Source organism: Streptomyces sp. GL_148, assembly GCF_057834205.1.
Genome location: NZ_CM174396.1, coordinates 2,913,276 through 2,925,368, shown reverse-complemented (window position 1 = coordinate 2,925,368; position 12,093 = coordinate 2,913,276). Strand labels below are relative to the sequence as shown.

Annotated in this window: 8 protein-coding genes; all 8 read left to right on the top strand. The window is 72.7% G+C overall.

The window, feature by feature from the left end; genetic code table 11:
- Window positions 1-10: 10 nt before the first annotated feature.
- The 8 genes from rodA (at window position 11) to AC3IYI_RS13455 (ending at window position 11,991) form a co-directional block, all read left to right on the top strand.
- A complete protein-coding gene (gene rodA / locus AC3IYI_RS13490; protein ID WP_250739465.1) occupies window positions 11-1,213 on the top strand; it encodes a rod shape-determining protein RodA in 1,203 nt (400 codons plus the stop codon).
- Between the two features lie 81 nt (window positions 1,214-1,294).
- On the top strand, window positions 1,295-2,815 hold the full coding sequence (locus tag AC3IYI_RS13485; protein ID WP_489410406.1) for a CYTH and CHAD domain-containing protein: 1,521 nt from the start codon (window positions 1,295-1,297) through the stop codon (window positions 2,813-2,815).
- Window positions 2,816-2,888: 73 nt separating this feature from the next.
- Window positions 2,889-4,814 (top strand): TIGR03960 family B12-binding radical SAM protein, encoded by a 1,926-nt coding sequence (locus AC3IYI_RS13480; protein ID WP_266877609.1) that lies wholly within the window; start codon window positions 2,889-2,891, stop codon window positions 4,812-4,814.
- A gap of 166 nt (window positions 4,815-4,980) precedes the next feature.
- Entirely contained in the window at window positions 4,981-5,211 is a 231-nt protein-coding gene (locus AC3IYI_RS13475) for a type II toxin-antitoxin system VapB family antitoxin (protein WP_243334822.1), read from the top strand.
- Entirely contained in the window at window positions 5,199-5,630 is a 432-nt protein-coding gene (locus AC3IYI_RS13470; protein WP_489410405.1) for a PIN domain nuclease, read from the top strand. The genes AC3IYI_RS13475 and AC3IYI_RS13470 overlap by 13 nt, the downstream gene beginning before the upstream one ends.
- 51 nt (window positions 5,631-5,681) lie before the next feature.
- Window positions 5,682-6,761, top strand: a complete 1,080-nt coding sequence (locus tag AC3IYI_RS13465; RefSeq protein WP_489410404.1) for a hypothetical protein — start codon at window positions 5,682-5,684, stop codon at window positions 6,759-6,761.
- A 136-nt stretch (window positions 6,762-6,897) separates the two neighbouring features.
- On the top strand, window positions 6,898-7,689 hold the full coding sequence (locus AC3IYI_RS13460; RefSeq protein WP_489410403.1) for a TIGR03936 family radical SAM-associated protein: 792 nt from the start codon (window positions 6,898-6,900) through the stop codon (window positions 7,687-7,689).
- 240 nt (window positions 7,690-7,929) lie between these two features.
- Window positions 7,930-11,991 carry an Rne/Rng family ribonuclease gene (locus tag AC3IYI_RS13455; protein ID WP_489410402.1) on the top strand — a complete coding sequence of 1,354 codons (4,062 nt, stop codon included), beginning with the start codon at window positions 7,930-7,932 and terminating at the stop codon, window positions 11,989-11,991.
- Window positions 11,992-12,093 lie beyond the last annotated feature (102 nt).

Genomic DNA, 12,093 nt, shown 5'->3' with positions numbered 1-12,093 from the left:
GAGGACCGACATGCAGACCGCCAACAAATTCTCCGTAGCCCGGTACGCGCCGGAGCAGCGGGGAGCGATGGCCAAACTCACCGCCCGCGACTCCGTGGTGCGCCGGCTCGACTGGCCGATACTCCTCTCGGCGCTCGCCCTCTCCCTCATCGGCGCCCTGCTGGTGTGGTCGGCGACCCGCAACCGGACCTCGCTGAACAACGGGGACCCGTACTACTTCCTCTTCCGGCACGCCATGAACACCGGCATCGGCCTCGTGCTGATGATCGGCACCATCTGGCTCGGCCACCGCACCCTGCGCGGCGCCGTACCGATCCTCTACGGGCTCTCCGTCGTCCTGATCCTCGCCGTGCTCACCCCGCTCGGCGCCACCATCAACGGAGCCCACGCCTGGATCGTGGTCGGCGGCGGCTTCTCGCTCCAGCCCTCCGAGTTCGTCAAGATCACGATCATCCTGGTCATGGCGATGCTGCTCGCCACCCGGGTGGACGCGGGAGACCTCGCCCACCCCGACCACCGCACCGTCGTCAAGGCGCTCTGCCTGGCCGCCTTCCCCATGGGCATCATCATGCTGATGCCCGACCTCGGCTCCGTCATGGTCATGGTCGTCATCGTCCTCGGCGTCCTGCTGGCCTCCGGCGCCTCCAACCGCTGGGTGCTCGGCCTGCTCGGCTCGGGCGTCGGCGGGGCCATCCTGATCTGGCAGCTCGGCATCCTCGACGAGTACCAGATCAACCGCTTCGCGGCCTTCGCCAACCCCGAGCTCGACCCGGCCGGCGTCGGCTACAACACCAACCAGGCGCGCATCGCCATCGGCTCCGGCGGCCTGACCGGCTCCGGCCTCTTCAAGGGCTCGCAGACCACCGGCCAGTTCGTGCCGGAGCAGCAGACCGACTTCGTCTTCACGGTGGCGGGGGAGGAGCTGGGCTTCGTCGGAGCCGGGCTGATCCTCGTGCTGCTCGGGGTCATCCTGTGGCGCGCCTGCATGATCGCCCGCGAGACGACCGAGCTGTACGGCACGATCGTGTGCGCCGGGATCATCGCCTGGTTCGCCTTCCAGTCCTTCGAGAACATCGGCATGACCCTCGGGATCATGCCCGTGGCCGGCCTCCCGCTGCCCTTCGTGTCCTACGGAGGGTCCTCGATGTTCGCCGTGTGGGTGGCCATCGGGCTGCTCCAGTCGATCAGGGTGCAGCGGCCGATGTCGGCCTGATCCGCCGGTTCCCGGGCCGGTTTTCCGCCGCACCCGCCGTTTCCCTTCCCGCCGTCTTCCGTTCAGGGTTACGTTCGATTCATGGCGGACACGAAGCGCGAGATCGAGCGCAAATTCGAGTTCAGGACCACCAAGGCCGGACGGCGCGGGGTACCCGACCTGACGGGCACGGCCGGCATCGCGGCCGTGACCGACCAGGGCACGGCCGAGCTCGACGCCGTCTACTACGACACCCCCGACCAGCGGCTCGCCGCCGACGGGCTCACCCTGCGCCGCCGCACCGGCGGCAAGGACGCCGGCTGGCACCTCAAACTGCCCGTCGCCCCCGGCGTGCGCGACGAGATCACCGCCCCCCTCGGCGACACCGTCCCGGACGCGCTGACCGCACTGCTGCGCTCCCGCGTCCGCGACACCCCGCTGGAACCACAGGTCAGGCTCCTGTCCTCGCGCAGGCTCAGCCACCTCCTCGACGCCGACGGCGCCCTCCTCGCGGAGCTGTCCACGGACGAGGTGCGCGCCGAGCGCGCCGACGCCACCGCCGCCTGGACCGAGGTGGAGGTCGAGCTCGCCGACGGCGCCGACCCGGCGCTGCTCGACGCCGTGGAGAAGACCTTCCGCAAAGCCGGACTCCAGGTCAGCGACGCCCCCTCCAAGCTCGCCCGGGCGCTGGCCGAGACCGGCGGGGAACCCCCGGCCCGGACGGCCGGCCCCGGCCCCGCCGAAGGCACGGCCGGCGCGCACGTGCTCGCGTACCTGCGCGAACAACGCGACACCCTCATCGCCCAGGACCCCGCCGTACGCCGGGGCCTGCCCGACTCCGTCCACCAGATGCGGGTCGCCACCCGGCGGCTGCGCAGCGCCTTCAAGACCTACCGCCGGGTCCTGGACCGGGCAGGGACCGACCCGGTCGGCGAGGAGCTGCGCTGGCTCGCCGCCGAGCTCGGCGTCGACCGCGACCGGGAAGTACTGCTGGAGCGGATTCAGACCCGGCTCGACGAACTCCCGCGCACCCTGCTGCTGGGCCCGGTCCGCGGCCGCCTCAAGATCTGGAACACGGCCCGCCGCACCCGTTCGCGGCGCGCGGCGCTGGCCGCGCTCGACAGCAGGCGCTACGTGGCCCTGCTGAACGCCCTCGACGGCCTGCTCGCCGACCCACCGCTCGGCAAGGCCGCCGACCGCCCGGCCGAGAAGGTCCTCTCCGAGGCCGTCCTGCGGGACTACGAACGCCTCACCGGCCGGATCGAGGGCGCCCTGTCCATGGACCCGGGCGAAGGCCGCGACCTGGCCCTGCACGAGGCCCGCAAGGCCGCCAAGCGCACCCGGTACGCGGCCGAGGCGGCGGCCCCGGCCCTCGGCAAACCCGCACGCAAGCTGGCCAAGGCGGTGAAGGCGGTCCAGACCCTGCTCGGCGACCACCAGGACGCGGTCGTCGCCCGGGAAGCCCTGCGCGGCCTCGCCGTCCAGGCCGCCGGCGCGGGGGAGTCCTCCTTCACCTGGGGCCTGCTCTACGGCCGCGAGGAGGCCCTGGCCGAGCGCCGCGAGCGGGAGCTGCCGCAGGTGTGGGCGGCCACCGCGGGCCCGGCTGCGGTGGTGCGCGGCTGATCGTGCGGGCGGGGGTGCTCCGGGCCCCGGGGTACGCTTGAGAGTCGCCCCCTGCCCGCTTCACGAAAGTCGCGTGATGACCGAGTCGGTCTTCCCTCAGCTTGAGGCCCTGCTTCCGCACGTCCAGAAGCCGATCCAGTACGTCGGCGGTGAGCTCAACTCCACGGTCAAGCCGTGGGAGAGCGCCGACGTCCGCTGGGCGCTGATGTACCCGGACGCGTACGAGGTCGGGCTCCCCAACCAGGGCGTCATGATCCTGTACGAGGTGCTCAACGAGCGCGAGGGCGTGCTCGCGGAGCGCACGTACAGCGTGTGGCCGGACCTCGAAGAGCTGATGCGCGAGCACAAGGTGCCGCAGTTCACCGTGGACAGCCACCGCCCCGTCTCGGCCTTCGACGTCTTCGGGCTCTCCTTCTCCACCGAGCTCGGCTACACCAACATGCTGACGGCGCTGGACCTCGCGGGCATCCCGCTGGAGGCGAAGAACCGTACGGTCGACCACCCCATCGTGCTCGCGGGCGGCCACGCGGCCTTCAACCCCGAGCCGATCGCGGAGTTCATCGACTGCGCGATCATCGGCGACGGCGAGCAGGCCGTCCTCGACATGACCGAGATCATCCGCGCGTGGAAGGCCGAGGGCCGCCCGGGCGGGCGCGAAGAGGTCCTCCTGCGCCTCGCGAAGACCGGCGGCGTCTACGTCCCGGGCTTCTACGACGTCGAGTACCTGCCGGACGGCCGCATCGGCCGCGTCGTCCCGAACCGCTCCGGCGTGCCGTGGCGCGTGTCCAAGCACACCGTCATGGACCTCGACGAGTGGCCCTACCCCAAGCAGCCCCTGGTCCCGCTCGCCGAGACCGTCCACGAGCGGATGTCCGTGGAGATCTTCCGCGGCTGCACCCGCGGCTGCCGCTTCTGCCAGGCCGGCATGATCACGCGTCCCGTACGGGAGCGAAGCATCACCGGCATCGGCGAGATGGTGGAGCGCGGGCTGAAGGCGACGGGCTTCGAGGAGGTCGGCCTCCTCTCGCTCTCCTCGGCGGACCACACCGAGATCGCGGACATCGCCAAGGGCCTGGCCGACCGCTACACGGACGACAAGGTGGGCCTGTCCCTCCCGTCGACCCGCGTGGACGCCTTCAACGTGGACCTGGCCAACGAGCTGACCCGCAACGGCCGCCGCTCCGGTCTGACCTTCGCGCCCGAGGGCGGCTCCGAGCGCATGCGCAAGGTCATCAACAAGATGGTCTCGGAAGAGGACCTGATCCGTACGGTCGCCACGGCGTACGGCAACGGCTGGCGCCAGGTGAAGCTGTACTTCATGGTCGGCCTGCCGACCGAGACCGACGAGGACGTGCTCCAGATCGGCGACATGGCGGTCAACGTCATCGCCAAGGGCCGCGAGGTCTCCGGGCAGAACGACATCCGCTGCACCGTCTCGATCGGCGGCTTCGTCCCCAAGCCGCACACCCCCTTCCAGTGGGCCCCGCAGCTGTCGGCCGAGGAGACGGACGCCCGCCTGGGCAAGCTCCGCGACAAGCTCCGCGGCGACAAGAAGTACGGCCGCTCCATCGGCTTCCGCTACCACGACGGCAAGCCCGGCATCGTCGAGGGCCTCCTGTCCCGCGGCGACCGCCGCATCGGCGACGTCATCCGCGCCGTGTACGAGTCGGGCGGCCGCTTCGACGGCTGGCGCGAGCACTTCTCGTACGACCGCTGGATGCAGGCGGCGGAGAAGACCCTCCCCGCCTACGGCGTCGACGTGGCCTGGTACACGACCCGCGAGCGCACCTACGAGGAGGTCCTGCCCTGGGACCACCTCGACTCCGGCCTGGACAAGGACTGGCTCTGGGAGGACTGGCAGGACGCCCTCGACGAAACCGAGGTCGAGGACTGCCGCTGGACGCCTTGCTTCGACTGCGGTGTGTGTCCTCAGCTCTCGACGGAGATCCAGATCGGCCCGACGGGCAAGAAGCTGCTGCCGCTGTCGGTCGTGAAGTGACCTGCGGCTGAGGCCGGCCGGCCGCCCCTGTCTATGCCCTCCACCGGGAACGGTGGGGGGCATATTCATTCGACCGCCGGATAATCGTTCCTGTGATTGACGCTACGGATATCCTTGAAGGGTGCTCGGGGGAATACTCCGGGCTTGCTGCCAGGAGGTGGCCGGTATGGCCAAGACCGTGATCGACATCAACGAGGAAGCCCTCGCGCTCGCGATGGAAGCCCTCGGGACCACGACCAAGAAGGACACGGTCAACGCGGCGCTGGAGGAAATAGGAGCACGGCTCCGCAGGCAGCGAGCTCTGGAAGCCCTCATCAAGCTCGACGAAGAGGGCGCCTTCGACAAGGGGCGGGAGCCCGGATTCAAGGCGGAGGTGCGTGGGCCGTGGGGGAGCTGACCGAGGGCGACTTCCTGATCGACACCTCTGCTGCGCACCGGATCACCCTCCCGGGGCCGTTCTCCACATGGCGTCCGGCACTGGCCGCCGGACGCATCGGCATGTGCGCGGTAACCGAGGTCGAGGCCCTGTACTCCGCCCGCTCGTCGGCCCAGTACACGCAGATGCGGCAAGCGTTCACGGACCTGTACGTGTGGCACGAGATTCCGGACGACGTCTGGGCGAGGGTCGGCGCCGCGCAGAGCGCCCTGGCCGAAGCCGGGTGCGTGCGCTCCGCGGGAGTCGTCGACCTGGTCGTGGCGGTCACTGCCGCGCGCCACCGCCTGACGGTGCTGCACTACGACCGGGACTTCGAGACGCTCGCCAAGCACATCGAGCTGCGCACCCGTTGGCTCGCAGAACCGGGTTCCATCGACTGACGGCCTGCCCTGTGGCGCAACGGTCTCGGGCCGTGGTGTGTCCTTAGCGGTATGGAACTGGAGAAGGCGCTGCCCGCGCCGCAGGGGGACGGCTGCCTGGTGGGGGTCGTGCGGATTCCCGTGAAGGTTGTAGCGGTGCTCGTCGTGCTGCCCCTGAGGGTGGTCTGGGATCTGCTCGTCGCCTTCGCGCGGATGCTGAACCGGACCGTCCTCGGGCCGCTGGGGCGGGGGTTGCGCTGGTTCTGCGAGCGGGCCGTGCTGCCGGTGCTGCGGGGGACCGGGTGGCTGATCGGGGCCCTGTGCAAGCTGGTCTTCTACTGGCCCTGGGTGGGCCTCTGGCGGTACGTCATGTTCCCGGTGGGGCGGGCCGCGTACGCGTATCTGCTGCGGCCGGCCGGCGTGGGGATCTGGCGGTACCTGCTGGTCCCGGTCTGGGAGTACGGGCTGCTGCCCGTCGGCCGGGGCATCGCCTGGCTGCTCGTGGGCGCGGTCCGGTACCTGCTCGTGCTGCCGGGCGGCGCGCTGTACCGGTACGTCCTCGCCCCCGTCGGGCACGGACTGCGATGGCTGGCCCGGGGGTTCGCGGTCGGTGTGGTCTGGCTGGCCAAGGCCCTGTTCGTCTGGCCTTGGGTCGCGCTGTGGCGGTATCTCGTACGGCCCGTGGTGGTGGGGGCGTGGCGGTACCTGCTGGCGCCGGTCGGGCGGGGGGTGTGGGCGTACCTGCTCGTGCCGCTCTGGGAACTGCTCGTCGGGGCATGGCACCTCGCGGGGCGGGTCAGCCGGGCGCTGGGGCGCGGGCTGGTGTGGCTGTGGCGGTGGGCCGTCGTGCGGCCCGCCGGATGGCTGCGCCGGCACGTGGTCACCCCCGTCGGGAACGCGCTGCGCGCCGGGTGGGCCGTCGTCCGCCGGGTCGCCCGGTCGGTGCACCAGCAGGCGATCGCTCCCGTCGGCCGCGCGGTGCGCGACGTGTGGCGGACCTCCCGCCTCGCGGTGCGCGAGGCGCGGGCCGACGTGCGGCGGGCACTGTTCGGGGGGCCGCCCCGGGAACCGGCGAGGTCACAGGCGCGTACTCTGGGTAGTAACAGAGCCGCAGGCGACGCGCCCGCCCCCGAGATCTCCCTGCGTAAATAGGCAGGGGTGAGCCGGAGGGCAGGCGTGGCCGGCAGGCTCCACAGACCTCAGGGCGACGCGCGAGCCGCGGAGCCCCGCACAAGGAGATGAACCACTGGGCAAGCGACAGCCCGAAGGCCCGCCTCCCGCACCGGTAGTGCAGCGCATCCGTCTGCGCTACACCAAGCGCGGCCGCCTCCGGTTCACCAGCCACCGGGACTTCCAGCGCGCCTTCGAGCGGGCCCTGCGCCGCTCCGAGGTGCCCATGGCGTATTCGGCGGGATTCACCCCGCACCCGCGCGTCTCGTACGCGAACGCCGCCCCGACCGGGACCGGCAGCGAGGCCGAGTACCTGGAGATCGCCCTCGCCGAGCGCCGCGACCCCGCGGTGCTGCGCGAGCTGCTCGACGAGTCGATGCCCGTCGGCCTCGACATCATCGACGCCGTGGAGGCACACACCTCCGGTCTCGCCGAGCGGCTGACGGCCTCCGTGTGGGAACTGCGCCTGGAAGGCGTGGAGCCCGGGGACGCGGAGAAGGCGGTCCGGGCCTTCCTCGCGGCCGAGGCCGTGGAGGTCCAGCGCCGCACCAAGAACGGCATGCGGACCTTCGACACGCGCGGCGCCGTGGTCAGCCTGGAAGTGGTTCCCGTTACGGCAACCGCAGAGGCTGATAGGCCGCTGGACAATGCTTGTGCGATACTGCGGCTGGTTGTTCGGCATCTGACACCTGCCGTGCGACCCGACGACGTCCTGTCCGGTCTCCGAGCCGTGGCCGACCTAACGCCGCCGGTCCCCGCTGCGGTGACCAGGCTGGCGCAGGGGCTCTTCGACGAGGAGTCCGGCACGGTGACCGACCCGCTCGCGCCCGACCGCGAGGCTGTCACGACCGCCCCACCCACGGCGGCCGTAACCGCCGACGCGAAGGCGCCGGAAGGTCCCGCCGCGTAGGGATCGTCGTCGTCGCGCAGCCCTGGGACTCGGGAGCCACCTGGGTCGGGCCGCGCACAGACTTGAAGACTTGAAGACTTCCGCCAGGCCGTACGGACCACACGTACGGAACCGGCGGCCATTGAACTGAGCTCCCGTGTGGCGAACGCGCCCCGGAGGCCGGTTCCGCGCTCATTACGCGGAGCCGTGCCGGACCGGAAGTCAGCCGCGGCGCCCGGGAGCGTGACGGGAGAACCCCGCATGCTCAACAACGAAAACGACAACATCAACGCCGCCGACAGTGGCAGCCCGAGCGGCAGCCTGCCGCCGCGCAGGCGCCGGCGCGCCGCGTCGCGGCCGGCCGGCCCGCCCGGCGGTGCCGTAGCCGAAGCCGCTCCCGCGCCCGTGGCGGCCGCTGCTCCCGCCGAGGAGGCCGCTCCGGCCGCCGCCCCGGCCCGTACCCGCCGCCGTGCGACCCGCGCCGTGGCCGCCCCCGAGGCGCCCGTTGCCGAGGCCGTCGTCGAGGCTCCGGCCGCCCCGGCTCCCGTTGCCGAGGTCGCCCCGGTCGTCGAGGAGTCCGCTGCTCCGGCGCCGCGTGCCCGTCGCCGTGCGACCCGCGCTGTGACCGCCTCCGAGGCGCCCGTCGTCGAGGCTCCGGTCGCCGCTCCGGTTGCCGAGGCCGTCGAGGAGTCCGCTGCTCCCGCCCCGCGTGCCCGTCGCCGTGCCACTCGCGCCGTGACCGCCCCCGAGGCACCCGTCGCCGAGGCTCCGGCCGCCCCGGCTCCCGTCGCCGAGGTCGCCCCGGTCGTCGAGGAGTCCGCTGCTCCCGCCCCGCGTGCCCGTCGCCGTGCCACTCGCGCCGTGACCGCCCCCGAGGCGCCCGTCGCCGAGGCCCCGGTCGCCCCGGCTCCCGTTGCCGAGGTCGCCCCGGTCGTCGAGGAGTCCGCTGCTCCCGCCCCGCGTGCCCGTCGCCGTGCCACTCGCGCCGTGACCGCCCCCGAGGCGCCCGCCGCGGAAGCCGCCGAGGCCGTCGTCGCCGAGGCTCCGGCCGCGGCCGCCAAGGCCACCGTCACCGTCGCCGACGCCGTGGACTCCCCGAAGCGCGGCGGCCGCCGCCGCGCCACCCGTTCCACCACCGCTCCGGCCACCACCGCTCCGGCCGCTGCCGCGCAGCCGGTGGCTCCGGCCGCCGAGGCGCCCGCCGCCGAGGCGCCCGCCGCCGAGGCTCCGGCCCGTGGCCGCCGCGCCGGGCGTCCCGCCGTCGCCGTGTTCCAGGCCCCGGTGTTCGCCGAGCCGATGTTCCAGACTCCGGAGACCGCGGCCATGATGGCCGCGGCCGCTGCCGCCGCCCCTGCCGAGGAGGTCGAGGAGGAGGAGCTCGACCTCGTCGAGGCCGAGGCCGAGGTCGAGGCCGCTCCGGCCCCGCAGCCGGCCGGCCGTCGCCGCCGCCGTGGCCGCGGCGCCGCCGCCGAGACCGCCGCGCCCGTGGCCCCGGCTCCGGCCGCCGCCGCGCCGTCCGGCCCGGTCACGCTGGCCGACGTAGAGCTGGTCGAGGAAGAGGCCGAGACCGAGGCCTACGAGGACGAGACCGACGAGTCGGGCGACCGCCCGTCGCGCCGTCGCCGCCGTGGCGGCCGTCGCCGCCGTCGCGGTGAGGCCGCCGACCTCGACGAGTCCGCCGAGGAAGAGGCCGAGGCCGAGTCCGCCGAGGAGGCCGACGAGGAAGAGGCCGAGGACGACGAGGAGAACGGGGCCCTCGGCTCCAGCTCCAGCCGTCGTCGCCGGCGTCGTCGCCGTCGCAGCGGTGACGGTGGCACGGACGCCGACGCGGCCGAGGGCGACGGTGTGCGCACGGTCGTCAAGGTCCGCGAGCCGCGCCCGGCGCGCGAGCGCGCGGAGTCCGTCGCCGGCCTCGGCTCCACCTCCTCCGACGAGGTCCAGTCCATCAAGGGCTCGACCCGCCTGGAAGCCAAGAAGCAGCGCCGCCGCGAGGGCCGCGAGCAGGGCCGCCGCCGCGTCCCGATCATCACCGAGGCCGAGTTCCTGGCCCGCCGCGAGGCCGTCGAGCGCGTCATGGTCGTCCGCCAGTCCGGCGAGCGCACCCAGATCGGCGTCCTCGAGGACAACGTGCTCGTCGAGCACTACGTCAACAAGGAAGAAGCCACCTCGTACGTCGGCAACGTCTACCTGGGCAAGGTCCAGAACGTGCTGCCGTCCATGGAGGCCGCCTTCATCGACATCGGCAAGGGCCGCAACGCCGTCCTGTACGCCGGTGAGGTCAACTTCGAGGCGCTCGGCATGGCCAACGGGCCGCGCCGCATCGAGGCCGCCCTCAAGTCCGGCCAGTCGGTCCTGGTGCAGGTCACCAAGGACCCGATCGGCCACAAGGGCGCCCGCCTGACCAGCCAGGTCTCACTGCCCGGCCGCTACCTGGTCTACGTGCCCGAGGGCTCGATGACCGGCATCAGCCGCAAGCTGCCCGACACCGAGCGCGCGCGCCTGAAGACCATCCTCAAGAAGATCGTCCCCGAGGACGCGGGCGTCATCGTGCGCACCGCCGCCGAGGGTGCGAGCGAGGACGAGCTGCGCCGCGACGTCGAGCGCCTGCAGGCCCAGTGGGAGGACATCCAGAAGAAGTCGAAGCAGATCTCGACCTCTTCGCCGAGCCTCCTGTACGGCGAGCCGGACATGACCGTCCGCGTCGTCCGCGACATCTTCAACGAGGACTTCACCAAGGTCATCGTCAGTGGTGACAGCGCCTGGGAGACCATCCACGGCTACGTGAACCACGTGGCCCCGGACCTGGCCGACCGGCTGAAGCGCTGGACCTCCGAGGTGGACGTCTTCGCGACGTACCGGATCGACGAGCAGCTCGCTAAGGCGCTCGACCGCAAGGTGTGGCTGCCCTCGGGCGGTTCCCTCGTGATCGACAAGACCGAAGCGATGATCGTCATCGACGTCAACACCGGCAAGTTCACCGGTCAGGGCGGCAACCTCGAAGAGACCGTCACCAGGAACAACCTGGAGGCGGCCGAGGAGATCGTGCGTCAGCTGCGGCTGCGCGACCTCGGCGGCATCGTGGTCATCGACTTCATCGACATGGTCCTGGAGTCCAACCGCGACCTGGTCCTGCGGCGCATGCTGGAGTGCCTGGGCCGCGACCGCACCAAGCACCAGGTCGCCGAGGTGACCTCGCTGGGTCTGGTCCAGATGACCCGCAAGCGGGTGGGCCAGGGTCTGCTGGAGTCCTTCTCCGAGACCTGCGTCCACTGCAACGGCCGCGGCGTCATCGTGCACATGGAGACCCCGACCGTGGTCGGCGGCGGTGGCAACGGCAAGCGTTCCAAGCGCCGCGGCGGCCAGGCCGGACACGAGCACGACCACGAGATCGAGGCCGTGGACACCGCCGAGGGCGATGACTACGAGATCGAGTCCGAAGCGGAGGTGGCTGCCGAGGCCGCCGCCCCCGTGGCGCTGCCCGAGCCCCCGTTCATCGCCGACGAGGAGCTCTACAGCAGCCCGGCCGAGGCCGAGGCCGCTGCCGGAGTGAGCGGGCGCCGCAACCGCCGTCGTGCCACCCGCAAGGCGACCGCTCCGGCGGGCGCCCCGCGCGGTGCGGCGACGGACCGTGCCCCGGCGGCTCCGGCCCCCGTGGCCGAGCCGGTGGCCGAGGCCGAGCCCGAGGTGGAGCTCGTCGAGGTCGTCGAGGCGCCGGAGCCCGAGATCGTCGAGGCCGTCGTCGCGGAGCCGGTCGTGGAGGAGGCCCCCAAGGGCCGCACCCGTCGCCGTGCCACCCGTAAGGCGACCGCTCCGGCGGGCGCCCCGGCCGAGGCGGCCCCGGCCCCGGAGCCGGTCGTGGAGGCCCCCGTGGCCGAGCCGGAGCCCGAGGTCGTCGTCGAGGCCGAGCCGGTCGTCGTGGAGACCCCGGCCGAGCCCGTGGCCGAGGCCGCGCCGGCCCGTCCGCGTCGCCGTGCCACCCGTAAGGCCACCGCTCCGGCCGGTTCCCCGGCGGGCGCGGAGGCGGCCGTACTGGTCGTCGAGACGCCGGTGGAGACCCCGGCCGAGGCCGTCCTCGAGGAGGAGGCCGCCCCGGCGGCTCCCGCCAAGAAGGCGGTCCGCAAGACGGCCGCCAAGAAGACGGCCACGACCGCGGCGAAGAAGGCCCCGGCCAAGAAGGCGGCGGCCGTGAAGAAGACCGCGGCCAAGAAGACGACGACCGCGAAGACGGCCGCGAAGAAGACGGTCACGAAGCGGGCGACGAAGAAGACCGCGGCGGCCGAGCAGCAGACGCTGCCCTCCGTCTCGGCTCCGACCGAAGGCTGATCCAGCTGATCCGCGGATCCCGCGGATCCCCCGGATCCCGCTCCACCGGCCCCCGCCCGGCACCCTGGTGCCGGGCGGGGGCTTTGGCCTTCAGGGCCGCGA

What these genes read in the sequence shown, in the direction of transcription:
- rodA (WP_250739465.1), top strand. Translation starts at nt 11, where the DNA reads ATGCAGACCGCCAACAAATTCTCCGTAGCCCGGTACGCGCCGGAGCAG.
- AC3IYI_RS13485 (WP_489410406.1), top strand. Translation starts at nt 1,295, where the DNA reads ATGGCGGACACGAAGCGCGAGATCGAGCGCAAATTCGAGTTCAGGACC.
- AC3IYI_RS13475 (WP_243334822.1), top strand. Translation starts at nt 4,981, where the DNA reads ATGGCCAAGACCGTGATCGACATCAACGAGGAAGCCCTCGCGCTCGCG.
- AC3IYI_RS13465 (WP_489410404.1), top strand. Translation starts at nt 5,682, where the DNA reads ATGGAACTGGAGAAGGCGCTGCCCGCGCCGCAGGGGGACGGCTGCCTG.
- AC3IYI_RS13455 (WP_489410402.1), top strand. Translation starts at nt 7,930, where the DNA reads ATGCTCAACAACGAAAACGACAACATCAACGCCGCCGACAGTGGCAGC.